This window comes from Baekduia alba (genome assembly GCF_028416635.1).
Classification (GTDB): domain Bacteria; phylum Actinomycetota; class Thermoleophilia; order Solirubrobacterales; family Solirubrobacteraceae; genus Baekduia; species Baekduia alba.
Map to the genome: position 1 here is coordinate 5,558,798 of NZ_CP114013.1, position 24,861 is coordinate 5,583,658.

The window sequence follows — 24,861 nt, forward strand, 5'->3', positions numbered from 1 at the left end:
GGCCAACCGCGGTGGTGCCGCCAGCGGCGAGCGGGGCGCGGCAACCGAGGGGCGGCGCGGCGGCGGCGAGCATGCCGCGGAGGACGTCGCCCGCGGGGCGCGGCAACCGGAGGGCCGAGACGGCAACCGAGATAGGTTGCCCAGGTGGCCCAGGTCTCCACGGCCACCGCGCCGCCCACGCGGCTCCAGCAGCTCGTCGCGCGGCCGCGTGCGATGGCGGTCCTCGGCGCCTTGACGATCGCGTTCAGCTCGATCCTCGTCCGCCTCGCCGGCGTCTCGCCCTCGACCGCCGCCGTGTTCCGGTGCGCCTACGCGGTCCCGGTCCTGTTCCTGCTCGCCCGCCACGAGGATCGCCGGCTCGGACCGAGACCGGCGCGGGATCGCCGGCTCGCGGCCATCGCGGGGATCTTCTTCGCCATCGACCTCGTCTGCTGGCACCACGCGATCGACGACGTCGGCGCGGGCCTGGCCACGGTGCTCGGCAACCTCCAGGTCGCGTTCGTGCCGCTGATCGCCTGGGCCGTCCTCGAGGAGCGTCCCGGCGCGCGCGTGCTGGCGACGCTGCCGCTGATGCTGAGCGGCATCGTCCTGATCTCCGGCGCGCTGGAGTCCGGCGCCTACGGCGACAGCCCCGCCCAGGGCGTCGTCTTCGGCGTCGCGACCGGGCTCAGCTACGCGGGCTTCATCCTCGTCCTGCGCGCCGGCGGCCAGGACCTGCGCCGCCCCGCCGGCCCGCTGTTCGACGCGACGTTCGTCGCCGCCCTCGGCGCGCTGGCGATCGGCGCGGTCGTCGGCGACCTCGACCTCGTCCCGTCGTGGCCCGCTCACGGCTGGCTCTTCACGCTGGCGATCACCTCGCAGGTGCTCGGCTGGCTGCTGATCAGCGCGTCGCTGCCGCGCCTGCCCGCCGCGCTGACGTCGGTCCTGCTCACGATCCAGCCGATCGGCTCGGTGATCCTGGGCGCGCTGATCTTCGCCGAGAGCCCGAGCGCGCTGCAGCTGCTCGGCGTCGCGGCGATCCTCACCGGACTGGTGCTGACCGCCCGACGGCCGAAGGCAACTACGCTGGTGGGAGAGACCTGATGATGAGCATCGTCCGCATCTGGATCCCCGTCGCGATCCTCCTCGCCGGCGTCGTGCTGATCATCGTGCGCGGCGGCGACGAGACCTCGATCGAAGGGGCCGCCGCCCTCTGGGGCGCCGGTCTCAGCGTGGCGCTGCTCAACTGGCTGCACCGGATGGGCGTCAGCGGTGACAGCGCCCGCGTCGAGGAGGACGAGGCGCGCGCCTACTTCGCCCGCCACGGGCACTGGCCCGACGATGTGCCGCCGCGGCAGGGATCCTGACGCGCAGGCGGCTGACCGAACCGCTCTACTTCCGGGAACGACGTGTCGTTAACACGGAGTGGGCATGCTGAGCGACGTCTTCCGTACCGCCAACCACGCGCTGGAGCTCCTGCTCCACCGTGCGGCGAGCGTGAACCCATGGCTCTGCGTCGTCGGGATCGTGCTGTACATCTTGGCCCAGGCCGTGCGGCCGCGGGGCTGGCACACGATCATCAAGGCCGCCTATCCGGACGCGGGCCTCAAGGCGCGCCACACGACTGCGGCCTACCTGGCGGGCGCGGGCCTGAACGGCGTCATCCCGGCGCGCGGCGGCGACATCGTCAAGTTGTGGCTGGTGCACCGGCGGATCCCCGACGCCCGCTACCCGACGCTCGCGGCGACGTTCATCCCGGAGACGCTGTTCGAGACGCTCTTCGGGATCGGCCTCGTGATCTGGGCGCTGACCCGCGGCTTCCTGCCGGTCCCCACCTCGTCGGGCGAGCTGCCGCACCTCGACGTCACGTTCATCATCGAGCACCCGTTCTTCTCGACCGGCGGCGTGGTGGTCCTCGGCGTGGCGGGCTACGGCCTGTGGCGCCTGCTGCGCAAGCGGGTCACCGACCTGACCGCGCGCCTGCGCCAGGGCGTGCGGATCCTCCACGAGCCGCGCCGCTTCGTCTTCGGCGTCGCGTCGTGGCAGGCGCTCGGGCGCCTCATCCGCCTCGGCTCGCTCGCCGCGTTCATGGAGGCCTTCCACCTGCCGGTAACGCTCTCGACCGTCACGCTCGTGATGGCCGCCCAGGGCGGCGGCCGGATCATCCCGCTCGCGCCCGCGAGCGCCGGGCTGCGCCTCGCGATGCTGAGCTACGGCTTCGTCGAGACGACCGGCCACGCCGTCGACATCGCCGCGATCACGACGTTCACCTTCGGCGTCGGCGCGCTGCTGATGGTCGTCGGCCTGGTCGTCGGGCTGATCGCGCTCGGCTACGAGCTGGGCACGTGGTCGCCGCGCGCGGCGATCCGGGCCGCGCGCGAAGCCGTCCACCGCCACCGCGCCGCGGCGGCGGAGCCGAGCAAGGCCTAGGTCAACCGCGCCAGGCGCTTGGTCGCCGTCGCCTCGTGCGCCGGCATCAGGTCCGCGCGCGCGATCTCGGCGACGTGCGGCGCGATGGCCCGGACGCCGTCGTCGGTGTCGATCCGCTGGTAGGTGAGCGTCTTGAGGAACTTGGCGACCGACAGGCCGCCGGTGTACCGCGCGGCGCGCCCGGTCGGCAGCGTGTGGTTGGTCCCGATCGCCTTGTCGGAGAACGCGACCGTGGCGCGGCCGCCGAGGAAGATCGACCCGTAGTTGCGCAGCCGCGCGAAGTACCAGTCGTCGTCGACGGTCTGGACCTCCAGGTGCTCGGTGGCGACCGCGTCGCTCAGCTCGACGGCGTGCTCGCGATCGCTCGCGACCATCACCGTCCCGTGGTCGGTCCAGGCGCGGCGCGAGGTGTCGTCGGCGCCGGCGGCCGCGAGCGCGTCGAGCTGTGCGCCAACTTCCTCGATCACCGCGCGCCCGAACGCCTCCGACGTCGTGATCAGCACCGCCGGCGAGGACGGCCCGTGCTCGGCCTGGGCCAGCAGGTCGGCGGCGACCAGCTCGGCGTCGGCGGTCTCGTCGGCGATCACGGCCACCTCGCTCGGGCCGGCGAGCAGGTCGATCCCGACGCGGCCGAACAGCTGACGCTTGGCCTCGGCGACGAACGCGTTGCCGGGGCCGACGATCACGTCGACCGGCTCGACGCCGTCCAGCAGCCCGAAGGCCATCGCCGCCAGGGCCTGGACGCCGCCCAGCGCGAAGATCCGGTCGGCGCCCGACGTCGCGATCGCGTGCAGCGTCGGCGCGTGGACGCCCGCGCCGCCGCGCGGCGGCGTGCACGCCACGACCTGCTCGACGCCCGCGACCTTGGGCACCAGGACCGTCATGAACGCGCACGCCAGCATCGGCACGCGACCGGACGGGCAGTAGGCGCCGACCGACGCGACCGGCACCTGCTTCTGGCCGAGGAAGACGCCGGGCAGCGTCTCGGCCTCGAAGTCGGTGAGCGTCGCGCGCTGCAGCTCGGCGAAGCCGCCGATCTGGGACTGTGCGAACGCGATCGACGCGCGCAGCGGCTCCGGCAGCGACGCCGTGGCCGTCGCGACGTCGGCGTCGGTGACCTCGAAGGACGGCGGATCCCAGTCGTCCAGCTCGCGCGAGTACGCGCGCAGCGCGTCGACGCCCTCGCGCTCGATGCGCAGCAGCATCTCGGACACGCGCGCGGCGACCGCCGCGTCGGGTCCGGACGCGGCCTCCGCGGTTGGGGACTTCAAGAGCAGCGGAGCGGACATCGGCTGAGAGTAGGCTTCCCGCGAGCCACAATCCAGACTTGGACTTCCTTCACCTCTTCAAGGCCCCGCTTTGACCCTCCAGCGGCTCCTCTACTTCCGGACCGCGGCCTCGCTGGGCTCGTTCAACGCCGCCGCCCGCGCGCTGCGCTGCACCCAGCCCGCCGTCTCCGAGCAAGTGCGACAACTCGAACGGGAGCTCGGCGTCGCGCTCTTCGCGCGCGGCGGCCGCGGGCTGACGCTGACCAGCGCGGGCCGGGCGTTCCAGGGCCACGCCGAGCGCGTGGCGGAGGCTGCCGACGACGCGCTGGCCTCGGTCGGCCGGCGCGGCGCCGTCCGGCGCGACCGCGTTGTCACGATGGGCGTCTTCCGCAACGCGCCGTACTACGACGTCGCCGGCCTGGCCGCGCGCTTCTGCGCCGTCGACCCGGACGCGCACCTGCGGCTGCCGGGCCAGAACTCGTCCGACGTCGCCGCCGCGGTGCGCGCCGGCGAGCTGGAGGCCGGCCTCGTCGTCCTGCCGGTCGACGACCGCCAGCTCGACGTGCGCCCGCTGTTCCGCGACGAGGTGCTCGTGCTCAGCGCCGACCCGGCGCGGACGCGCCGCCGGCTGTCGATCGCCAAGCTCGCCGCGGCGCCGCTGATCCTCTACGACGCCACGCACGGCTTCGACGACCCGACGCGCCGGCAGTTCGCGGCCGCCGCGCAGGAGGCCGGCGTCGCGCTCACGCCCCGGGTGGAGGTCGAGCACATCGAGACCGCGCTGCAGCTCGTCAGCCTCGGCCTGGGCGACACGATCGCCGCGCGCGCGGTCATCCGCACCGCGCCGATCCCCGACAACGTCAGCGCCGTCGGCCTGACCGAGCCGATCCACGACTCGTTCGCGCTGATCACGCGCCGCGGCGTCGCGCTGTCGCCCGGGACGCTGGCGCTCGTCAACCTCGTCGACGACTGGGCGGCGACGGTGGCGGCGCGGCTGAAGGCGAAGCTCGCGGGCTAGCCCGCGACCGACTTGTACATCTCGGGACGGCGGTCGCCGAACGCGTGCGCCAGCTCGGTGAGCTGCTTGTCGCGCGCCGCCGCGAGGTCGACGTCGGCGACGACCATCCCGACCGCGTGCGTCTCGGCGACGACCCAGCCGTCGACGCCGACGATCGACGAGCCGCCCGTCCACTCCAGGCCGCGCTCGGTCCCGAGCCGGTCCGCGCACGCGACCGCCATGCGGTTGACGCGAGCGGTGCCCATGGCCACGACGGCCTCCGGCGGGCGCTCGCCGTCGGGGCGCGGCACGAGCGGCCAGTTGGTCGGGACGGCGAGCAGGTCCGCGCCGGCCAGCGCGACGGCGCGCGTCAGCTCCGGGAACTCGAGGTCGTAGCAGATGACCACGCCCACCCGCCCGGCCCGCGTCTCGACGACCGGCGGCGCGCCGGCGCCCGGAGCGAACAGGCGCTTCTCGCCGTCCCACAGGTGCAGCTTGCGGTAGACGGCCCGCAGCTCGCCGGCCTGGTCGATCACCGCGGCGCTGTTGTAGGTCTTGCCGTCCGGACCCGCCTCGCAGAAGCCGCCCACCACGACGAGGCCGCCGCGCGCCGCCTCCGCCGCCCACGCCCGCAGGATGTCGTGGTCGGGCGCGATCGCCGCCGCCGCGCACTCCTGGGCGTCCGCGAACAGGTACCCGGACGTCAGCAGCTCGGGCAGGACGACGACCTCGGCGCCCGCCTCCGCCGCCTCGCGGATCGCCCCGACCGCGAGCCCCGCGTTGGCGTCGAGGTCGCCGATGGTCGGCGCAAGCTGCTGAACGGCGATGCGCGTCATGCCGACGATGTTGCCAGCCCGCGCCGGACCCGGCCGGCGAGCCCGGGCGCCAGCACGACGATCGCGCCGCCGATCACGAGCCAGATCAGCACGAGCCAGCCGAAGTGCCGGTAGGCGCCCTCGACGTTGAACACGTTCTTGTAGATGGTGTAGATCACGAACGCGCCGCCGAGCGTCGGCACCGCGACCTGCCACATCGGCGCGCGCGCCTCGCCACTGAAGAACAGGAACTTGACCGCACCCGCGGTCGCCAGGACGTAGGCCACCAACAACGAGATGGTGCCGAGCGTCAGCGCGTAGAACGTGGCGTCGAGCACCGTCGAGCCCGCGATCCGCTGGCCGACGACGCCCAGGCCGATGACCACGAGCACGACCGCCAGCGCCCGCGCCGGCTGCCCGTGGCGCGAGAGCTTGACCAGCCCGCCGTGCGCGCCGGTCGCGTCGCGGGTCAAGGCGTACAGGATGCGCGCCGCGCCGCTGGCCGTGCCGAGCGAGATCGCCAGCAGCGAGATCGTCGCCATGCCGACCAGGACGTCGGCGTACACCTTGCCGATGTAGCCCTGGCCGAGGTCGTTGAACGGCGAGCCGTCGACGAAGGCCGTGACGCCGTGCGCGTCGGTCCCGTAGCCGAGCGACTGCGACGCGGCGGTCAGCAGGTAGAACGCGCCGACGACCACGACCGCGACCTTGATCGCGCGCGGGATCTCGGTCTTCGGGCTCGCCGTCTCCTCGCCCAGCGCCGCCGCGCCCTCGAAGCCCGCGAAGGCCAGGAAGCCGTAGACCGCCGCGCTGGCGATCGTGCCGATGTCCGCACCGGTCGGCAGCTGCAGGAAGTGCATGTTGAACGTCTGGCCCTGCGGGCCGTGGGAGAAGATCAGCTTGGCGAAGATGACGACGCTGAGGATCGTCACGAGGATCGCGCCGAGCACCTCGGAGGCCAGCAGCGAGCGCGTGATGAGCCGGATCTCGTTGAAGGCCAGGGCGCAGACGCCGGCCAGCCCGGCCAGCGCGATCCACACCCACTCGGTCGTGTGCAGGATGCCGACGTCGTCGAGGAACTGGCCGCCGAAGTAGCCGATCTCGATCGTCGAGCCGCAGCCGATCGCGACGTAGGCGCCGAGCAGCGCCCACCCGGCGAGGAAGCCGGCCCGCGGGCCGAGCGTCACGCCGACGAGGGCGTAGACCGAGCCCGTGTGCGCGATGTGCTGGGCGAGCTTGACGAACGCGTAGGCCACGAGCGCGACGCCGATCACCGCGAAGATGAACGCCAGCGTGACGCCGCGGCCGATGATGCCGGCCGCGCCCGTCCCGAGCAGCGCGATCGCGCCGACCGGGCCGATCAGGCCGACCGAGAACGCGGCGGCGTCGACGAGCTTGAGCTCGGTGTGCATGCCCTGGCCGCCGGACGAGGGCTCTGGCGCGGGCGCGGCGACGGGTGTCGTCTGAGACATGCCGGCGACGCTAGCCGTGGCGGCGGGAGGTCGCCAGGCCTTGATCTCCTATCGGACATCAAGGCGCAGCTTTGACCTCGCCTCGACCGCTACTTGATGAGCACGGGCGCCCCGACCGGGACGCGCGGGTACAGGTCCTTGACGTCGGCGACGTGCATGCGGATGCAGCCGTGCGACGCGGCGGAGCCGATCGAGTAGTCCTCGCCGGTGCCGTGGATGCCGACGCCGTTGATGATGCCCATCCAGCGGGCCTTCAGCGGGTTGGCCGCGGAGCCGCCGTCGACCGTCGTGCCCTGCAGCTCGCCGGCCCACGGCGAGTTCGGCACCGACCACACCGGGTCGACCTGCTTGTCGGCGATGTGGAACAGGCCGGACGGCGTCGGGTAGGCCGGCTGGCCGACGGCGACGCCGTAGGCCTTCTTGAACTTCAGGCCCTTGAACAGGCGCAGCTTGAAGTGCGCCTTGTCCACCGTGACGACCGTCCCGTACACCTTGGCCAGGTCGTTGATGTTGACCTTCGGCGAGGTCTTCAGCAGCTTGCTGTGCAGCGTGCGCGGCGCGGTGACGCCGTCGTCCAGCGCGGCGTCGATCTGGCCGGCGACGGCCTTCTGATCCAGGGCCCGGCCGTGCGCGGCGCGCTTGCGGTAGATGTGGGTCAGCGTGATCTTGACGGTCGCGTTGCGCGGCGCCTTGGCGACCTTCGCGGCGACCCCGGCGACCCACGCGCGCACCGACAGCTTGGAGTGCGAGAGCTTGAGCCCGACGTCGCCCGGCGCCTTGGCGCGGATCGCGCGCTTGGCGGTCGTCAGCGCGTCGAAGGTCAGCTTGGCGTCGGTCGCGGGCTTCAGGGTCCACGGCTTGCCGGCGGCGCCGAGGATCAGGTCCGCGTTGACCTTCGGGCCGATCGCGCCCTCCAGCCGCGCCTGCGCGTCGACGAGCGTCAGGCCCGAGAGGTCGACGCCTCCGGCGGTGACGCCGGCGGGGACGTTGGTCGGGTCCTTCTGCTGCTTCTTGGCGGCGGAGGCGACGGTGGGAACGGCGGCCGCCAGCAGGGCGACGAGCAGGAAGAAGAGGACACGAGCGCGCGACATGAGGCCGCGCAGGGTAGCGGGGCCAACCGCCACCCAGGGGGCGCCGGTTCGCCCTGCAAGAACTCGCCCAGAGGCTCGTTCTCGCGCCTACGCGGCCGCGCGGCGCCTGCGGCGGCGCGGGCTGGCCGGCTCCGCCGCACCTTCGTTGCGCGCGAAGAACTCGTCGATCCAGCGCCACGTCGTCGCCTGCGCGCGGCGGCCGGTGAGCACGCCGAGGTGCCCGCCCGAGCCGGTCTTGCACTGGACCTCGGGCGCGCCGGTGAGCAGCTGGGCGACGTGATGGACCGCCGCGGGCGGCGCCAGCGTGTCGGCCTTGCCGGCGATCGTGAGGACCGGCACGCGCACGTCGGCGAGGTCGATGTCGTGGTCGCCGAGCGCCAGCCGCCCGTCGGCCAGGTCGTTGACCCGGAAGAACTGGTGGTAGAGCTGGCCCATGGTCCGCCCGGGGTAGGCGTGCATGTTGTCGATGAAGTGGTCGACGGCCTCGATCTGGGCCAGGAAGTCGCGGTCGTGCAGGTTGGTGGCGATCGCGACCGGCTTGGTGAGGTACTTGTCGAGCGTCGAGAGCTGGAACGCGCGCTTGACGATCGGCGCCGGAGCGCCGCCGAGTGCGCGGTAGACCGCGGTGGCGAAGATGCCGTTGGTGATGTTCGCCACGCCGCGGATCGGCGCGAACAGCCGCAGCTGCGCGAAGTCGAACGGGCTCGCGACGGCGGCGATCGAGTTGACCGGCAGGTCCGGCCGCGCGGCGAGCGCGAGCAGCGACATGATCCCGCCCAGGCACCAGCCGACGACCTGCACGGGCTGGCCGCCGGCGTCGGCGCTGACCTGCGCAATCGCGCGCGGCAAGACGTCCTGGACCCAGTGCTCCAGGCCGAGGTCGCGGTCGGAGAAGGCGATGCTGCCGTAGTCCACCAGGTAGGTCGGGTGACCAAGGCCTAGGAGATGCTCGGCCATCGAGCAGCCGCGGCGCAGGTCGAAGCAGATCGTCGGCGCGGCGAGCGGCGGGACGAGCAGGACCGGCAGGTGGCGCGTGCGCTCCTCGCCGCTCAAGTAGCGGTAGACGGTCCCCTGCGGCGCCTCGTCGATGACCGTCGCCGGCGTGCGGCGCAGGTCGGCGACGCCGCCCCGCACGAACAGGTCGAAGGCGTTGGCGGCCGCGTGGGCGACCTGGTCGGGCGTGGGGATCGGCGCGATCACGTCGACGAGGGAGTGTGGCGCATCGTGAAGTCTTCGAGCGCTGCGACGAACCGCTCGGGCGCCTCGACCTGCGGGCAGTGCCCGACGCCGTCGAGCAGCACGTAGGTCGTGTCGGGCAGCGCGTCGATGACGTGGCGCGCGCCGCTGTGGGCGACCATGCGGTCGCGATCGCCCCAGATCAGCAGGACGGGGACCGTGACGTCGGCGAGGCGGAAGCTCTCCAGCGTGAGCTCGGGCAGGAGGCGGCGCCCGTTGGCGAGGATCTGCGCGACGGCCGCGCGGGAGCGGTGGTGCTCGGTGAAGGCGGCGACCACCTCGGCCGCCGCGGCGCGGGGCTTGGCGAAGGCGAGCGTGCGGTAGGCCTGCCCGACGACGGTCCGGACCAGCGGCGCCGGCAGCGGCACGGGCGCGGCGAGCAGGCCGCGGACGAACGGGTCGCGCTCGATCAGGGCGAACCAGCGCGGCATGTCGAGCCCCGCGGGCGCGACGGGGACGATCCCGGCCAGCGGCAGGTCGTCGTCCTCGGCGACGCGCAGCGCGACGGCGCCGCCGAGCGAGTTGCCGGCGAGGACGACGTCGGCGCCGGCGGCGCTCTGCTCGCTGGCGTAGACGACCGCAGCGCGGGCGAACGCGCGGTACTGGTCCAACACGGAGCCGTCGACCTCCAGCGGGTCGGCCCGGCCGTAGCCCGGGAGGTCGACCGCGAGCGCGCGGCGGCCGCGCCGGGCCAGGAGGTCCAGCGCGCGGCGCCACGTGTCCGCGCTGTCGGCGAAGCCGTGCAGCAGGACCAGCGGCGGGCCGTCGCCTTCCAGCTCCAGCGCGCGGGTCCGGACACCCCCGAGCGTGAGGTCGTGCTCGACGAGCGGCTCGCGCATCTAGCGGGCGGCGGGCTCCGGCTGCGGGGTCGCGGGCGCGGGCGCGCCGTGCGCGACGAAGTCCTGGCTGCGCACGAGGATCAGCGCGAGGACGGCACCGACCAGCGCGACGACGCCGGCGATGACGAGGATCTCGTTCAGCGCCGAGGTCCAGCCCGTGACGAACTGGTCGTGCAGCGGGCCGAGCACGCGCGGGTCGCCCTGGGCCAGCGCCTCGGACGGCGGGAGCTTGGCGCCGGGCGGGCGCTGCGCGCCGCTGTCGCGCATGGCGTCGAGGATCTTGCTGCTGACCGTCGACTGGAAGATCGCGCCGAGGCCCGCGATCCCGGTGGCGATCCCCACCTGGCGGAACGTGGAGTTCACGCCGCTGGCCATGCCGGCGCGGCGCGGGTCGACGACGCCGACCGCGGTCGAGGCGATGGCCGGGTTGGTGAGGCCGACGCCGGCGCCGGCGAGCAGGAAGCCGGGCAGCAGCGCGGTCCACTCGGAGTCGGCGTCCAGCCCGGACATCAGCAGCAACCCGATGCCGATCAGGCCCAGGCCGGCGCCCAGCAGCAGGCGGACGGGCACGCGCTCGGTGAGGTTGCCCGACAGCGCGGCGCAGAAGAACGACACGACGGTGATCGGCAGGAACCGCAGGCCGGCCTCCAGCGGGCTGTAGCCGAGGATGTTCTGCATGAACAACGTCAAGTACAGGAACATCGCGAAGATCGAGGCCGACAGGGCGAAGGCGACGATCGAGACGCCGACGAAGGTGGGCTTGCGGAAGAGGCTCAGGTCCAGCATCGGGCGTCGCCGGCGCGACTCGATCACCACGAACGCGATCAGCAGGACGGCGGCCGCGACCAGCAGCCCGACGATCTGACCGCTGCTCCAGCCCTCGCTGTTGCCGCGCACGAGCGCGAAGACGAGCGCGAACAGGCCGGTGGAGAACGTCACCAGGCCGGCCCAGTCGATCGGGTCGGGGTCCGGCGACCGGGACTCGGTGACCAGCCGCAGCGTCACGGCGATCGCGGCGAGGCCGATCGGGAGGTTGACGAAGAAGATCGACTGCCAGCTGACGTGCTCGGTCAGCACGCCGCCGACGAGCGGGCCCACGGCGACCGAGGCGCCGGTCGTCGCGCCCCAGATGCCCAGCGCGGTGCCGCGCTCGCGGCCGGTGAAGGCGGAGGCCAGGAGCGCGAGCGAGGTGGCGAACATCGCGGCGCCGCCGACGCCCTGCAGCGCGCGCGCCAGGTTCAGCGTGGTGGGGCTCTTGCTCAGCCCGCAGAGCAGCGAGGCGATCGTGAAGAGCACGAGGCCGGCGACGAAGACGCGCTTGCGCCCGACGCGGTCGGCGAGCGAGCCGGCCGTCAGCAGGAACGCGGCGAGCGTCAAGGCGTACGCGTCGACGACCCACTGGAGGTCCTGGAAGGACGAGTCGAGGTCGCGCTGGATGTCGGGCAGCGCGACGTTGACGATCGTCACGTCCAGCAACAACATGAACGTGGCGACGCAGACGGCGCCGAGCGTCCACCAGCGATGCGGGTCGGGCGGGGAGTCGGGCTGCACGCTCATGATGTCCGAGTCAACTACCCGGACGTTCGCACCGCAACCACTACTGGGCGTGGCGGAGCACGCCGTCGACCAGGGCGCCGGCCGAGCCGCGCAGGTGCCGGCGCAGGACGTCCGGGCCGTGGCGCTCCAGGTCGGCGAGCAGCTCCAGGTGCTCCTCGGCGAGCCGGGCGAAGGTGTAGTGCGGGCGGACGAGCAGGAGGAACAGGCGCGTCTGGGCGGTGAGCTGGTCGTGCACGGCCTCGATGCGGGGCGAGCGCGCGCCGCGGACGATCGCGGTGTGGAGGTCGGCGTGGGCGCGGGAGACGGTAGGCCAGGAGGGACGGGCCCTCCGGCACGCGCGGGCGAGGACCTCGGCCGCCTCGTGGACGGAGGGCGGGAGGCGGTCGCCGTTCTTGGCGAGCGCGAGGTGGGCGGCCTCGACCTCGAGCGCGGCTCTGAGCTCGTAGAGCGCCACGATCGCGTCGGCGTCCAGGCCGGCGACGCGCGCGCCGCGGTTGGGGACGATCTCGACCAGGCCCTCGGTCTGCAGCGCCTTGAGCGCGGCCCGGACGGTGTGGCGGGCGGCGTGGCAGGTCTCGGAGAGGTCGCCTTCGACGAGGCGCTGGCCGGCCGGGAGCTGGCCGTCGAGGATGCGCTCGCGGATCTGGGCGGCGACCCGGTCGCCGGCGGTCATGCGGGGATCTCCAGGGGTGCGGTGGCTTGGGGGTGAGCTGGGCGCCTGCGTCGCGGCGCCGCGAGGACCGCGAGGCCGGCCAGGATGATGACGATGCCGGCGACGGCGGCGGGTCCGGGGCGCTCGCCGAGGACGATCGCGCCGAGCAGCGCGGCGGTGACCGGCTCGGCGAGCGTGAGCGTCGCGACCTCGTTGGCGGGGAGGTGGCGCAGGCCGGAGGCGAACAGGATGTAGGCCAACGCGGTGGGGACGGCGCCGAGCCAGAGGGCCAGCGTGGCGCCGCTGGTGGTGGTGACCCAGCTCGTGTCGCCGAGCACGAGCACGGGTGCGAGGAGGAGCGCGCCGAAGCCGAAGAGGCGGGCCATGACGGGTTCGACATGGTGGCCTTGGTCGAGGAGGCGCTTGGAGGCGAGGGTGAAGATCGCGTAGGAGGCGCCGGCGCCGACCGCGAGGGCGACGCCGGGGGCGCTGACGTCGCCGCCGCTGCCGCCGCTGAGGGCGAGGAGCGCGACGCCGGCGCAGGCCAGCGCCGTCGCCATGGCCCAAGCGGGTTGCGGTCGGTGCTGGTCGACGAGGTACCCGCCGAGGCCAGCCAGCGCGGGGGCGGAGCCGAGGGCGACGACCGTCCCGACGGCGACGCCGGTGTCCTTGACGGCGGCGAAGAAGCAGAGCTGGTAGCCGGCGACGCCGAGCGCGCCGAGGATCACGGGCCCGCGGGGCCACGCCCCTCCGCTCGTCGCCGCACCACCCCGGCGCGCGCGTCCCCCGGCCCTCGCCACACCCCGACGGCGCGACGCCGCACGGCGCCCGGCCAGCCACTGCACGGCGAGCAGCAGCGCGGCGCCGACCGCGATCCGGGCGGCGCCGACCGTCACCGGCGAGGTGCCGTCCGGCCCGAGTGCTTGCGCGGTGCCGGTGGTCCCGAAGCAGAGCGCGGCCAGGAGGACTTGCAGGCGGGACATCCGTCGATTGTTCCACAATCGCCGCCGACTTTGCAACAACTCTGCGGCGTGCGCGGGTGTCCGTCCGCTGCCCGTGTCACCTTGCCGCCGTGCTCGTTCGTGACCTCCAGCACGGCTCCGACCTCGACCAGGTGCTGCTGGTCCGCGAGGCCGCTCGGCGGCCGCGTCACGACGGCAGCGAGTACCTCAAGTTGGTTCTCGGCGACCGCACGGGCGGCGTCCCGGCCATCGTCTGGGAGGAGCTCCCGCATGCCCTGGAGCTGTGCCGCGCGGGCTCGCCGGTGCACGTCGTCGGCCGCTACGAGGTCGACCAGCGCTGGGGCGCGCAGATCGCGATCCTGGCGCTGAAGCCCGCCGTCGACGGCACGTTCGACCCGTCGATCCTCCAGGACGGGCCGCCGCAGGACATCGACGCGATGGAGACGCAGTTCCGCGAGCTGCTCGCCACCGTGCAGGACCCGCACTTGCGTCGGTTGTTGGATGCCTTCTTCGGCGAAGGCTCCGAGACCTGGGCGATGTACCGCATCGCGCCCGCCGCGAAGAAGTACCACCAGGCCTACCTGCACGGGTTGCTGGAGCATTGCCTCACGGTCGCCCAGGCCGTCCACGGCGCCTCCCAGGTCTTCCCGGGCATCGACCACGACGTCGCCGTCACCGGCGCGTTGTTGCACGACATCGGCAAGTTGGAGGCCTACACCGTCGACGCGCCGATCGACATGACCGACGACGGCCGCCTCCAGGGCGAGATCCCGCTCGGCTACTACCGGGTGCGACGGTTGATCGAGGACCTCCCCGGCTTCCCGACCGACCTCGCCCAGTCGGTCCTGCACATCATCCTGAGCCACCACGGCTCCCTCGAGCACGGCTCCCCCGTCGTCCCCTGCACCCGCGAGGCGACGCTGGTCCACATGATCGACAACCTCGGCGGCCGCCTCGGCTCCTTCGACCGCCTCGAGAAGTCCCTTCCACCCGGCTCCGCCTGGTCCACCTTCGACCGCGCCATCGGCGCCGGCGCCTACTTCGGGTCCGCCGGCACGTCCGCGACACCGATCACCGCCGAAGACCGCCGGTCGCAGGCGGCGTAGCCGCCGCGCACGCGGAAGGACCGGCGCCGGCGGGGTCGCCGACGGCACCTCACGACCGGTGCGAGGCGGGTGGCGGCGCCGGCCCGCCGTCAGAGCTCGGACGACAAGCGGTCTTCCCGCTCCTCGTCCAGGATCTCCTTCATCTCCCGTCCGGCGGCCGCGATGCGGCCGAGGTACTCCGAGCGGCGCTCGTCGTCGAGGGAGGTCACGCCGCGGTCCAGCAGCTCGGCGAAGCCCTGCACGATCGTCAACGGCGTGCGGAGGTCGTGGACGAGCCTCGCCAGGCGCTCGTGAGGATCGGATGGCCAGGGCTGGCCCGCCGGTGGCGGCGGCGTCATCGCTCGTCGCGCGTGGAGTCGAGGGCGATCTCGCCCCGCTCCAGCGCGATCGCGATCGCGTGGACGCGGTTGCGCGCCTGGAGCTTGCGGATCACGTTGCGCACGTGGGTGCGCACGGTCTCGACCGACACGCTGATCTTGTCGCCGATCGCCTCGGCGGTCATGCCCTCGGCCATCAGGTGCATGATCTCGCGCTCGCGCGGCGACAGCTGCGGGACGTGCGCGGTCGCCCGCGGCGACAGCAGGATCCGGTCCAGGCGAGGGTCCACGTAGGACCCGCCGTTCGCGACGCGCTCGATCGCGGCCATCAGCTCGTCCATCGAGCCGGCCTTCAGCGCGTAGCCGCGGGCGCCGGAGTCGAGCCCGTCGTACAGCAGCTCGGCGTCGGAGTCCCCCGTGTAGAGGATCACCCCCAGGTCCGGCCGGCGCGCCAGGAGCTCCCGGGTCAGGTCGATGCCCGAGCCGTCCGGCAGCTGGATGTCGACGATGGCGACGTCGGGCTCCGCGTGGTCTACGAGGTCGACGCCGGCGGCGACGTTGCCCGCCGCGCCCACGACTTCCAGGCCGCCGTGCTGAAGCAGGGCCACCAGTCCCTCGCGCAGCGCCTCGTGGTCGTCGACGATGACGAGCTTGGTCATGAAGGCCGAACCGTACACGGCATTTCCGCGGTATGGCACCTCTGACGCCACTCTTCGTCCTCGCACCGAATCTGCGGAAAGAGCGCGGCGAGTTCTGCAACGAACGGCCCGCGACGCGCTCAGGGGCCGTATCGTCGTCGGTATATGGCGAAGGACACCGAGAAGCTCATCCGTCAGCTCTCGCTCATCTCGTATCTCATGGCGGAGCGTCGCCCGGTCACCGCGCTGGAGATCCGGCGTGACGTCGAGGGCTACAGCGGCATGAACGAGGACGCCTTCGCCCGCCGGTTCTACGCCGATCGCGCCGAGCTGGAGTCCCTGGGCATCCAGCTCACGGTCGAGAAGCCCGCCGACGGCGTGGCCGAGCAGGAGAACTACTCGCTGCGGCCGGAGAACTTCCACCTCCCCGCGATCGCGTTCACCGACGAGGAGCTGGCCTCCCTCCAGTTCGCGCTCACGCTCCTGGACGGCGAGTTCGCCTACGCCGAGCCGCTGCGCCTGGCGCTGCAGCAGATCTCCTGGGGGCGGCCCAGCCCGCTCAACTCGCCCGATCAGGGGTCGATCGCGCTCGGCGTCACCGCCAGCGCCGGCGGCCACGACCTCTCGCAGCGCCTCGCCAAGATCGAGACCGCGATCTTCCGCAACAAGACGATCACGTTCGACTACTACACCATGGAGCGCGACACGGTCGGCGCCCGCAAGGTCGACCCGTACCACCTGCTGTTCCAGGGCGGCCAGTTCTACCTCCTCGGCCGCTCGCACGAGCGCGACGCGATCCGCGTCTTCCGCCTGAGCCGCATCCGCGGCAAGGTCGCCTACGCGACCAAGGCCGAGCACGACTTCAAGCGCCCCACCGACTTCGACCCGCGCGCCTACGCCGGCCGCGCCGACTGGCAGTTCGGGGAGCCGCTCGGCCAGGCCGACGTCTGGATCTCCGAGCGGATCGCCTGGCAGGTCGAGCGCCACTTCGGCCGCTACGGCGACGTCCGACCGGCCGAGAGCGGCCCCGGCGAGGGCGACATCGTCTTCTCGACCTACTACGCGTCGGTCCGCCAGCTCGCCGCCTGGGCGCTGCGCCTCGGCGAGCACGCCCGGATCCAGGGCCCCGACGATCTGGTCGCCGAGGTCGCCGAGCGCGTCGAGCGCCTGCACGACCTCCACGCCGGCGACACGCTCGAGCTGCCCGCCGCGACGCCCGCCGCGCCCGCCGAGGAGGCCGTGCCGGAGCCGACCGCCGCCTCCCGGCGCGAGACCGCGATCCGCCCGGAGCGCTTCGCGCGCCTCGTGACGCTCGCGTCGATCCTCATCCAGGCCGGCCGCGCCAGCGAGCTGTTGCGCATCGGCGACGTGACCGACGCGCTCCAGGTGTCCGAGGCCGAGCTGCGCGAGGACGTCGCCGTCCTCAACGTCGTGAACTTCGGCGGCGGCTCCTACGTCCTGTACGCGGAGATCCGCGACGACGGGACGATCGAGGTCGACCCCGAGCCCTACAGCGACAACTTCGCCCGCCCCGCGCGCCTGCTGCCCGTCGAGGCCAAGGCCCTGATCGCCGCGATCGACCTGATCGGCGACCACCTGCCGGAGGGCGCGCTGACCTCCGCCCGCACCAAGATCGTCAAGGCGCTCGGCGCCGACCCGATGGAGCAGGGCCTCCAGGTCGCCTCCGGCACGGGCGACGACTCCGGGATCGCCCGCGTCGTCTCCAACGCGATCGTCGCGTCCAAGCTCCTGCGCCTGGAGTACTACAAGGCCAACGAGGACCAGTTCACCGAGCGCGTGATCGAGCCCTACGCGCTGATCAACGGCCGCGAGGGTTGGTACGTCGCGTCGTTCGACCCCCAGCGCGAGGCCGTCCGCCACTTCCGCCTGGACCGCGTCAAGAACGCCGCGGTGCTCGACGAGACGTTCACGCCGCGCCCCGAGGTCGACCCGGCGGCCGACGTCGACGGCTGGCCGCGCACCGGCGAGGTCGAGGCCAGCCGCGTCGCCCGCGTCTGGATCTCCCCCGACCGCGCCCGCTGGTCGCGCGAGCAGCGCCGCGTCGCGCAGGAGCTGACCGACGGCTCGGTCGTCGTCGAGCTGCCCTACAAGGGCACCGACTGGCTCGTGCGCGAGGTCCTGGCCGAGGCCGGCGACGCCGCCGTCGTCTCCCCGCCGGAGGCGCGCGAGGCCGTGCGCGCCGCGGTCGACCGCGTGCGGCTCGCGGTTCGCTAGCCGTCCGCTCAGTGCTGGCCGCATTGGCAAGGGTCTGGCCGACCGGGCAGGCCAAGCGCGCGCTGGCTCGTTAGCCTCCTCCGCCGGTGAGCCGACGCAGCCAGATCACGATGGACGAGGCCGAGGTCCTCGCGTTCCTCGACGCGGAGCGCGTGATGACGTGCGCCACGTTGGGCCCGAGCGGGTGGCCGCACCTCATGCCGCTCTGGTACGTGGTGCGCGACGGCCGCCTGTGGGCCTGGACCTTCGCCAAGGCGCAGAAGACGCGCAACCTGGAGCGCGACGCGCGCGCGACCCTCCAGGTCGAGGCCGGCCAGGACCAGTACCACCTGCTGCGCGGCGTGATGCTCGAGACCGAGGTCACGATCCACCGCGACACCGACTTCGTCACCGACCTCGGGCTCGAGATCTTCGCGCGCTACGGCGGCAACGCCGACGGCGAGGTCGCGCCCGAGGTCCGGGACATGGTCAAGGCCCAGGCCGCCAAGCGCGTCGGCCTGGAGTTCGTCGAGCGCAAGCGCGCGACCTGGGACCACCGCAAGCTGGGGAACGTCTACTGATGAAGCCGCTCAAGGGCCTGATCCTGTCCGGGGGCAAGGGCACGCGCCTGCGTCCCATCACCCACACCTCCGCCAAGCAGCTCGTGCCGGTGGCCAACCGGCCGGTGCTGTTCTACGGCATCGACGCGATGGCCAAGGCCGGGATCGAGGAGATCGGGATCATCATCGCGCCGGAGACGGGCGAGGAGATCAAGGAGGTCGCCGGCGACGGGTCGCAGTTCGGCGTCAAGATCACCTACATCCTGCAGGACGAGCCTGCGGGCCTGGCCCACGCGGTCCTGACCGCCGAGCCGTTCCTGGGCGACTCGCCGTTCGTCATGTACCTGGGCGACAACCTGCTGCAGGGCGGGATCGACGACCTCGTCGACAAGTTCAGGTCGGGCGAGCCCGACGCGCTGATCCTCCTGACGCCGGTCCCGGACCCCGAGCACTACGGCGTCGCCGAGCTCGACGGCGAGCGCGTCGTCGCGCTGGCCGAGAAGCCGCCGGAGCCGAAGACGAACCTCGCGCTCGTCGGCGTCTACATGTTCAAGCCCTTGATCCACGACGCGGCGCGCGCGATCGAGCCCAGCCCGCGCGGCGAGCTGGAGATCACCGACGCGATCCAGCACCTGGTCGACAGCGGCCGGCGCGTCGAGCCGCACATCGTGCAGGGCTGGTGGAAGGACACCGGCCGGCTGGACGACATGTTGGAGGCCAACCGGCTGATCCTCGATCGCATGGAGCACCGCATCGACGGCGAGCTGATCGACTCCAACGTGGAGGGCCGCGTGGTCGTCGAGGCCGGCGCGAAGCTCACCCGCGCGACCGTCCGCGGGCCCGCGATCATCGGCGCCGGCACGACGCTGACCGACTGCTACATCGGGCCCTACACCGCGATCGGCGACGGCTGCGCGGTCGAGGGCGCCGAGGTCGAGCACTCGATCCTGCTGGCGGGCTCGTCGGTCAGGGGCCTGAACGGCCGCATGGAGGCCTCGCTGCTGGGGCGCAACGTGCACATCGCGCGCAGCGAGGGCCAGCCCAAGGCGTACAAGTTCATGGTGGGCGACAACAGCGACATCGGGATCCTGTAGGTCTTGCGGCTGCTCGTCACAGGCGCGGCCGGCATGCTCGGCCATCGAGTTGTCGAAGATGCTCGCGCGCGGGGCTGGGACGTCGTCGGCATCGACCTGCCCGACGGCGACCTCACCGACGCCGCCGTCGCGCAGGACCTCGTCGAGCAGGCCGGCCCGGACGCGGTGGTCCACTGCGCCGCGTTCGTCGACGTCGACGGCGCCGAGGCCAACGAGGCCGCGGCGCTGGCCGTCAACGCCGACGCGTCGGCCAACGTGGCGGCCGCCGCCGCGATGCTCGGCGCGCGCATCGTCGCGGTCTCCACCGACTACGTCTTCGACGGCACGCTCACCGGCCGCCCGTACGTCGAGTCCGACCCGACGTCGCCGCTCGGCGCCTACGGCCGCACGAAGCTCGCCGGCGAGCAGGCCGTCATCGGCCACAACGACGACTACGCCATCGCGCGCACCGCGTGGCTGTTCGGCGTCGGCGGCAAGAACTTCCTGAACACCATGTTGGACGCGGCGCGGACGCGCGACGAGGTCAGCGTCGTCACCGACCAGATCGGCTCGCCGACGTTCGCGGGCCACCTGTCACCGGCGCTGCTCGACCTCGCGGCGAGCGACGCGACCGGCGTCTTCCACACCGCGGGCGGCGGCCAGTGCTCCTGGCACGCGCTGACGGTGGAGCTGTACCGCGCCGCGGGCGTGACCGCGCGCGTGAACGAGACCACGGCCGCGCAGTTCCAACGCCCCGCGCCGCGGCCGGCGTGGAGCGTGCTGGCCAGCGAGCGCGACGAGACCCCGCGGCTGCCGCCGTGGCAGGACGGCGTCGCGCAGTACCTGAACGAGAGGGAGAAGGCATCGTGAAGCTGCTCGTCTGTGGCGGGGCCGGGTTCATCGGCTCGAACTTCGTGCGCCAGCGCGTGCAGGACGAGGGCGACCAGGTCGTCGTCCTCGACGCGCTGACCTACGCCGGCCGGCCCGAGAGCCTCCAGGACCTCGGCGACGCGGTGACGCTCGTGCACGGGGAGATCCAGAACCCCGAGAAGGTCGCCGAGGCGCTGGGCGACGGCGTCGACGCGATCGTCAACTTCGCGGCCGAGACGCACGTCGACCGCTCGATCAGCGGCCCGGACGCGTTCGTCGACACGAACGTCCGCGGCTCGCTGGTCCTGCTGGAGGCCGCGCGCGAGCGCGAGGTCAAGCGCTACGTGCAGATCTCGACCGACGAGGTGTACGGGTCGATCGAGGAGGGCTCGTTCACGGAGGAGTCGCCGATCGTCCCGTCGTCGCCCTACAGCGCGTCGAAGGCCGGCGGCGACCTGCTCGTCCAGTCCTACTTCCACACCTACGGGCTGGAGACCGTGATCGCCCGCGGCTCCAACAACTACGGGCCCTACCAGTACCCCGAGAAGCTGATCCCGTTGATGGTGCTCAACGCGCTGCACGACGACAAGCTCCCGGTCTACGGCGACGGGCTGAACGTCCGCAACTGGCTCTACGTCGAGGACTTCGGCCGCGGGATCTCTCACATCCTGGCCCACGGCAACCCCGGCGAGGTCTACAACGTCGGCGGCCCGGACGAGTCCACCAACATCGAGGTCGTCAAGGGCATCCTGAAGCACACGGGCAAGGACGAGTCCTTGATCGAGTACGTCACGGACCGCCCCGGCCACGACCGCCGTTACTCGCTCGGCTCCGAGAAGTCCCGCGCCCTCGGCTGGTCGGCCCAGGTCCGCTTCGAGGACGGCCTCGAGAAGACCGTCGCCTGGTACCGCGACAACGCCTGGTGGTGGGAGCCGATCCGCTCCGGCGAGTTCCGCGAGTACTACGAGCGCCACTACGGGCGGTCGCTGGGCTAGCGGCCTTCAGCCGGCGGCGCGAGCGTCTTTGGCGGGCGCCGCCGCCGGGGCTAGGAAGCCGCCGAGCCCAGCTCGGAGATCTTCCAGGTGTTGTCGACCTTGACGAGGGTCAAGGTGTCGGTGCGGTTGTCCTTGCCGGTGTCGGACTGGACGGTCGCGGTCGCGGAGGTGCCGTCGATCGCGACCTTCTTGACGTCGAGCTCCCATGAGTCGACGTCGCGCAGCGCGTCCTTGAGGACCTTCTCGCAGGTGCCCTTGGAGGCGGTCTTGATCTTGGTCACCAGCGCGGGGGCCAGGAGGTCCGCGCAGATCTTGGTCTCGTCGCGCTTCTTGCTGGCCTTCTGGAGGTCTTCGACGGTCTGCGCGACCGCCTTCTGGTCGCCTTTGAAGTCCGATGACGAGTCGTCGTCGGTCTGCCCGCAGGCGGTCAGGGTAAGCGCGCTGAGGCAGAGCAACGCGGCGAGGCGGGTGGTGGCGGCCATCGTGCTGGAGCGTACCTCCTGCCCTGCCGCCTAGGATTCAGCGACGCATGGCCGACTCCGACGCATCCCGCACCACCGTTCCCACCGTCGTTCCGCGAGGTCGTCACGCGCCGCCGCTGGAGGTCCGGCTGACGGTGCAGCGCCGCCGGCTGTTCGAGGCGGCGGCCACGGTCTTCGCCAAGCGCGGCTTCGCCGACGCCACCGCGGAGGCGATCAGCCGCGAGGCCGGGATGTCGAAGGCGACGTTCTACGAGCACTTCGCCAACAAGGAGGAGGCGATCCTCGCGCTGTTCGACGAGGCCGCCACCGAGTGCATGCGCCAGATGGCGCTCGCCGCCGACGAGCAGACCGAGGACTACCCGACGCACCTCGCCAACGGCACGCGCGCGTTCCTGCGCACGCTCGCCGACTGGCCCGACGCGGCGCAGACGCTCCTGGTCGAGATCATCGGCGCCGGCCCGCGCGCGACCGAGCGCCGCGACGCGATCCTCGACGCGTTCGCCGACGCCATCTACCGCGACAACGAGCGCACGGCGCCGAAGTACGGCGCGCCGCGCTTCGCCTCGCGCGACGACGCGTTCGCGTGCGTCGGCGCGATCGTCGAGCTCGCCTCGCGCCAGCTGCGCACCGGCAACCCCGGCGACATCCGCGAGCTCGAGCCCGTGATCGACCGCCTCATGCTCGGAATCCTCGAGCAGAGCCGCTGATGGTCGCCGACACGCTCAGCGAGAGGCTTCCCAGGATCCTGCAGCAGGCGGGATGAGCCGCCGCCACGCGGACCCCGGCCTCGCCGCCCTGGAGGCGGAGGTCACGCGGTGCCGGCGCTGTCCGCGCCTGGTCGACTGGCGCGAGCAGGTCGCGCGCGAGAAGCGCGCCTCGTTCAAGGACGACACCTACTGGGGCCGCCCGATCCCGGGCTTCGGCGACCCGCGCGCCCGCGTCCTGATCCTCGGGCTCGCGCCCGCCGCCCACGGCGCCAACCGCACCGGGCGCGTCTTCACCGGCGACCGCAGCGGCGACTTCCTCTTCGCCTCGTTGCACCGCACCGGCTTCGCCAACAAGCCGACGAGCGTCGCGCGCGACGACGGCCTCCAGCTCACGGACGCCTGGATCACCGCCGCCGTGCGCTGCGCGCCGCCGGCCAACAAGCCGACGCCCGACGAGCGCGACGCGTGCCTGCCGTGGACGGTCGCCGAGCTGGAGCACGTGAGCGACGTGCGCGTCGTCGTCTGCCTCGGCGCGTTCGCCTGGGACGCCGCGCTGCGGCTGCGCGCCGCGCTCGGCCATGCGCCGCCGCGGCCCAAGCCGAAGTTCGGCCACGGCGCGCTCTGGTACGACGACGACCGGGAGGACGGTGGCTGGGCGCTTCTGGGCACCTACCACCCGTCCCAGCAGAACACCTTCACCGGCGTTCTGACCGAGGCGATGATGGACGACGTGTTCACCACCGCGCGCGACGTGGCGGGCCTGGCGTGATCGTCCCGCAGGCCGAGGTCGCCGGCGTCCACCTGCTGATGAGCGAGACGGGCGTCCGCCACGTCCTCGGCCGGCCCAAGTCCATGCGGTCGGTCAAGGACGGACTCGGACCCACCCGCCCGATCCGCGTCATGGACTACGGCAAGACCAAGGTCTACCTCTCGGCCACCGCCGACGGCACGGTCTTCGACGTGACGACGACCGACCGCCGCCAGAAGACGAAGAGCGGCGTCGGCGTCGGCTCCTCCGAGCGCGCGGTCAAGCGCGGCGTCGCGCACGTCACCTGCACCGGACCGCGCACGCTGCGCTCCTGCACCGTCGGCCGGCTGCTGGCCGGCCAGCGCGTCACCACCTTCCGGCTCAGCCACGACCGCGTCCGCCAGATCACGCTCGGCTTCGTGATCGACTAGCGGCTACAGCACCGCGCCGCCCGTCGCGTCGAGGAACTGCCCGGTCACGAACCGGGCGTCGTCGGACGCGGCGAAGGCGACGACGCTCGCGACGTCCTCCGGCTCGGTCAGCCGCCCGAACGGCGACATGCCCTCGGCGTGCGCGCGCGCCGCGTCGTCGCCGCGCAGCCAGCCGGCGTTCATGTCCGTGTCGACCACGCCGGGCGCGACGACGTTGACGGTGATGCCGCGCGGCGCCAGCTCCTTGGCCAGCGTCTGGGACATCACGTCGATCGCCGCCTTCGACATCGCGTAGGCGACGAGCTCGGGCTTGACCTGCTTGGTCAGGCCGGTGCCGATCGTGATGACCCGGCCGCCCGCGTCCATCCGCTCGGCCGCGGCCTGCGTGATGAAGAACGGCGCGCGGGCGTTGATCGCGAAGTGCTCGTCGAACAGCTCCGACGTCGTCCCGGCGAGGTCGGCGTGGGTGGCGACGCCGGCGTTGTTGACGAGGATGTCGAGCCGCGTCGAGCCGGTCCGGCGCGCCATCACGGCGTCGAGCTGGCCGAAGAGCCCGGCGACGTCGCCGGCCACGCCCAGCGGCTGGCCGAGCGCGAAGGCCTGCCCGCCGTCGGCCTCGATCGCGGCGACGACCGCGGCCGCCGCCTCGGCCTGCCGGCCGTAGTGCACGGCGACGAGCGCGCCGTCGGCCGCGAGGCGCTGCGCGATCGCGCGGCCGATGCCGCGCGAGCCGCCGGTGACCAGCGCGACCTTGCCTGCGAGGGACCTCGACATGGGGAGACCTACCTTTGGTGTAGCGATCGATACAGAACGGGGGCGCGGACGCTAGCACGTTCTGTATCGCGCGCTATAGAATTCAGGCCATGGCCCGCCCCCGCAGCTTCGACCGCGACGCCGCCCTGGAGCAGGCGATGCGCGCGTTCTGGGCCCAAGGCTACGAGCAGACGTCGATCAGCGACCTGACGCGGGCGATGGGGATCGCGCCGCCGAGCCTCTACGCGGCGTTCGGCGACAAGCGCCGCCTCTTCGACGAGGCGGTCGCGCGCTACCAGAGCGACGCGGGCGCGCCGGTCCGCCAGGGCCTGGCCGCCGACACGGCGCGCGGCGCCGTCGAGCGGATGCTGCGCGTCGCGGCGACCGAGTACACCCGCGACGACACGCCGCAGGGCTGCTTCATCCTCTCCGAGCCGCTGCTGGGCGACGAGCGCGCCCGCTCCGACGGCGCGCTGCGCGACCGGCTGCAGCGCGGCGTCGACGCCGGCGAGCTGCCCGCCGGGACCGACGTCGCCACGCTCGCCGCGTTCTACGGCTCGGTGCTCAACGGCATGTCGGCGCGGGCACGCGACGGCGCCGGCGTCGACGAGCTGCGCAACGTGGCCGAGCTGGCGCTGAGGGCTTGGCCGACGGCCGTACCCTGAGGGG

27 protein-coding genes are annotated in these 24,861 nt (G+C 72.8%); 14 read left to right on the top strand and 13 right to left on the bottom strand.

Annotation, left to right across the window (positions count from 1 at the left end):
- Positions 1–144 precede the first annotated feature (144 nt).
- The 3 genes from DSM104299_RS27745 to DSM104299_RS27755 all read left to right on the top strand — a co-directional run bounded on the left by DSM104299_RS27745 (position 145) and on the right by DSM104299_RS27755 (position 2,409).
- A complete protein-coding gene (locus DSM104299_RS27745; RefSeq protein WP_272474918.1) occupies positions 145–1,083 on the top strand; it encodes a DMT family transporter in 939 nt (312 codons plus the stop codon).
- A gap of 2 nt (positions 1,084–1,085) precedes the next feature.
- Positions 1,086–1,346 carry a hypothetical protein gene (locus tag DSM104299_RS27750; RefSeq protein WP_272474919.1) on the top strand — a complete coding sequence of 87 codons (261 nt, stop codon included), beginning with the start codon at positions 1,086–1,088 and terminating at the stop codon, positions 1,344–1,346.
- Between the two features lie 64 nt (positions 1,347–1,410).
- On the top strand, positions 1,411–2,409 hold the full coding sequence (locus DSM104299_RS27755) for a lysylphosphatidylglycerol synthase transmembrane domain-containing protein (RefSeq protein ID WP_272474920.1): 999 nt from the start codon (positions 1,411–1,413) through the stop codon (positions 2,407–2,409).
- On the opposite strand, the gene hisD is transcribed toward DSM104299_RS27755, so the two are convergent.
- Positions 2,406–3,698 carry a histidinol dehydrogenase gene (gene hisD / locus DSM104299_RS27760; RefSeq protein WP_272474921.1) on the bottom strand — a complete coding sequence of 431 codons (1,293 nt, stop codon included), beginning with the start codon at positions 3,696–3,698 and terminating at the stop codon, positions 2,406–2,408. The genes DSM104299_RS27755 and hisD overlap by 4 nt on opposite strands.
- A 70-nt stretch (positions 3,699–3,768) precedes the next feature.
- Between hisD and DSM104299_RS27765 the strand changes: the two genes are divergently transcribed.
- On the top strand, positions 3,769–4,695 hold the full coding sequence (locus DSM104299_RS27765; RefSeq protein ID WP_272474922.1) for a LysR family transcriptional regulator: 927 nt from the start codon (positions 3,769–3,771) through the stop codon (positions 4,693–4,695).
- Here DSM104299_RS27765 and DSM104299_RS27770 read toward each other — a convergent pair.
- The 8 genes from DSM104299_RS27770 to DSM104299_RS27805 form a co-directional block, all read right to left on the bottom strand.
- On the bottom strand, positions 4,692–5,510 hold the full coding sequence (locus tag DSM104299_RS27770; protein ID WP_272474923.1) for a nitrilase-related carbon-nitrogen hydrolase: 819 nt from the start codon (positions 5,508–5,510) through the stop codon (positions 4,692–4,694). The two genes, DSM104299_RS27765 and DSM104299_RS27770, sit on opposite strands and share 4 nt — an antisense overlap.
- Positions 5,507–6,961: an APC family permease gene (locus tag DSM104299_RS27775; protein ID WP_272474924.1), complete on the bottom strand. Its 1,455-nt coding sequence runs from the start codon at positions 6,959–6,961 to the stop codon at positions 5,507–5,509. Before DSM104299_RS27775 ends, DSM104299_RS27770 begins: the two co-directional genes overlap by 4 nt.
- Before the next feature lie 89 nt (positions 6,962–7,050).
- Positions 7,051–8,052 carry a L,D-transpeptidase gene (locus DSM104299_RS27780; protein ID WP_272474925.1) on the bottom strand — a complete coding sequence of 334 codons (1,002 nt, stop codon included), beginning with the start codon at positions 8,050–8,052 and terminating at the stop codon, positions 7,051–7,053.
- 87 nt (positions 8,053–8,139) lie between these two features.
- Positions 8,140–9,252: a hypothetical protein gene (locus tag DSM104299_RS27785; protein WP_272474926.1), complete on the bottom strand. Its 1,113-nt coding sequence runs from the start codon at positions 9,250–9,252 to the stop codon at positions 8,140–8,142.
- Complete coding sequence (locus DSM104299_RS27790; protein WP_272474927.1) at positions 9,249–10,127, bottom strand: alpha/beta fold hydrolase; 879 nt, start codon at positions 10,125–10,127, stop codon at positions 9,249–9,251. The genes DSM104299_RS27785 and DSM104299_RS27790 overlap by 4 nt, the downstream gene beginning before the upstream one ends.
- The gene (locus tag DSM104299_RS27795) at positions 10,128–11,684 is read right to left on the bottom strand and encodes an MFS transporter (RefSeq protein ID WP_272474928.1); all 1,557 of its coding nucleotides are present in this window, start codon (positions 11,682–11,684) and stop codon (positions 10,128–10,130) included.
- Between the two features lie 40 nt (positions 11,685–11,724).
- A complete protein-coding gene (locus DSM104299_RS27800) occupies positions 11,725–12,357 on the bottom strand; it encodes a GntR family transcriptional regulator (RefSeq protein WP_272474929.1) in 633 nt (210 codons plus the stop codon).
- Entirely contained in the window at positions 12,354–13,319 is a 966-nt protein-coding gene (locus DSM104299_RS27805) for a DMT family transporter (RefSeq protein WP_272474930.1), read from the bottom strand. Before DSM104299_RS27805 ends, DSM104299_RS27800 begins: the two co-directional genes overlap by 4 nt.
- An 89-nt stretch (positions 13,320–13,408) precedes the next feature.
- Here DSM104299_RS27805 and DSM104299_RS27810 point away from each other — a divergent pair, with 89 nt between their 5' ends.
- Positions 13,409–14,404: a 3'-5' exoribonuclease YhaM family protein gene (locus DSM104299_RS27810; RefSeq protein WP_272474931.1), complete on the top strand. Its 996-nt coding sequence runs from the start codon at positions 13,409–13,411 to the stop codon at positions 14,402–14,404.
- 89 nt (positions 14,405–14,493) lie between these two features.
- Here the strand turns inward: DSM104299_RS27810 and DSM104299_RS27815 are convergent, their stop codons facing one another.
- Together DSM104299_RS27815 and DSM104299_RS27820 are read right to left on the bottom strand one after the other, a co-directional pair.
- Entirely contained in the window at positions 14,494–14,742 is a 249-nt protein-coding gene (locus tag DSM104299_RS27815; RefSeq protein ID WP_272474932.1) for a histidine kinase dimerization/phospho-acceptor domain-containing protein, read from the bottom strand.
- Positions 14,739–15,380, bottom strand: a complete 642-nt coding sequence (locus DSM104299_RS27820) for a response regulator (RefSeq protein ID WP_272474933.1) — start codon at positions 15,378–15,380, stop codon at positions 14,739–14,741. Before DSM104299_RS27820 ends, DSM104299_RS27815 begins: the two co-directional genes overlap by 4 nt.
- Positions 15,381–15,524: 144 nt before the next feature.
- Between DSM104299_RS27820 and DSM104299_RS27825 the strand changes: the two genes are divergently transcribed.
- The 5 genes from DSM104299_RS27825 to rfbB all read left to right on the top strand — a co-directional run bounded on the left by DSM104299_RS27825 (position 15,525) and on the right by rfbB (position 21,071).
- Complete coding sequence (locus DSM104299_RS27825) at positions 15,525–17,594, top strand: helix-turn-helix transcriptional regulator (RefSeq protein ID WP_272474934.1); 2,070 nt, start codon at positions 15,525–15,527, stop codon at positions 17,592–17,594.
- An 86-nt stretch (positions 17,595–17,680) separates the two neighbouring features.
- Complete coding sequence (locus tag DSM104299_RS27830) at positions 17,681–18,154, top strand: pyridoxamine 5'-phosphate oxidase family protein (protein WP_272474935.1); 474 nt, start codon at positions 17,681–17,683, stop codon at positions 18,152–18,154.
- Complete coding sequence (locus DSM104299_RS27835) at positions 18,154–19,227, top strand: glucose-1-phosphate thymidylyltransferase (RefSeq protein ID WP_272474936.1); 1,074 nt, start codon at positions 18,154–18,156, stop codon at positions 19,225–19,227. The genes DSM104299_RS27830 and DSM104299_RS27835 overlap by 1 nt, the downstream gene beginning before the upstream one ends.
- A 3-nt stretch (positions 19,228–19,230) precedes the next feature.
- On the top strand, positions 19,231–20,076 hold the full coding sequence (rfbD, locus tag DSM104299_RS27840) for a dTDP-4-dehydrorhamnose reductase (protein WP_272474937.1): 846 nt from the start codon (positions 19,231–19,233) through the stop codon (positions 20,074–20,076).
- Positions 20,073–21,071 carry a dTDP-glucose 4,6-dehydratase gene (gene rfbB / locus DSM104299_RS27845; protein WP_272474938.1) on the top strand — a complete coding sequence of 333 codons (999 nt, stop codon included), beginning with the start codon at positions 20,073–20,075 and terminating at the stop codon, positions 21,069–21,071. The genes rfbD and rfbB overlap by 4 nt, the downstream gene beginning before the upstream one ends.
- A 50-nt stretch (positions 21,072–21,121) precedes the next feature.
- Here rfbB and DSM104299_RS27850 read toward each other — a convergent pair whose 3' ends face one another.
- Positions 21,122–21,553, bottom strand: coding sequence for a nuclear transport factor 2 family protein (locus tag DSM104299_RS27850; protein ID WP_272474939.1), 432 nt, complete (start codon positions 21,551–21,553; stop codon positions 21,122–21,124).
- A 47-nt stretch (positions 21,554–21,600) separates the two neighbouring features.
- On the opposite strand from DSM104299_RS27850, the gene DSM104299_RS27855 reads away from it, so the two are divergent.
- The 3 genes from DSM104299_RS27855 to DSM104299_RS27865 are packed head-to-tail and all read left to right on the top strand — an operon-like array spanning position 21,601 to position 23,439.
- Positions 21,601–22,260, top strand: a complete 660-nt coding sequence (locus DSM104299_RS27855) for a TetR/AcrR family transcriptional regulator (RefSeq protein WP_272474940.1) — start codon at positions 21,601–21,603, stop codon at positions 22,258–22,260.
- Between the two features lie 52 nt (positions 22,261–22,312).
- The gene (locus DSM104299_RS27860; RefSeq protein WP_272474941.1) at positions 22,313–23,029 is read left to right on the top strand and encodes a uracil-DNA glycosylase; all 717 of its coding nucleotides are present in this window, start codon (positions 22,313–22,315) and stop codon (positions 23,027–23,029) included.
- Positions 23,026–23,439 carry a hypothetical protein gene (locus DSM104299_RS27865; protein ID WP_272474942.1) on the top strand — a complete coding sequence of 138 codons (414 nt, stop codon included), beginning with the start codon at positions 23,026–23,028 and terminating at the stop codon, positions 23,437–23,439. The genes DSM104299_RS27860 and DSM104299_RS27865 overlap by 4 nt, the downstream gene beginning before the upstream one ends.
- Positions 23,440–23,442: 3 nt before the next feature.
- Here the strand turns inward: DSM104299_RS27865 and DSM104299_RS27870 are convergent, their stop codons facing one another.
- A complete protein-coding gene (locus tag DSM104299_RS27870) occupies positions 23,443–24,213 on the bottom strand; it encodes an SDR family oxidoreductase (protein ID WP_272474943.1) in 771 nt (256 codons plus the stop codon).
- Positions 24,214–24,302: 89 nt separating this feature from the next.
- Here DSM104299_RS27870 and DSM104299_RS27875 point away from each other — a divergent pair, with 89 nt between their 5' ends.
- On the top strand, positions 24,303–24,857 hold the full coding sequence (locus DSM104299_RS27875; RefSeq protein WP_272474944.1) for a TetR/AcrR family transcriptional regulator: 555 nt from the start codon (positions 24,303–24,305) through the stop codon (positions 24,855–24,857).
- Positions 24,858–24,861: the final 4 nt, after the last annotated feature.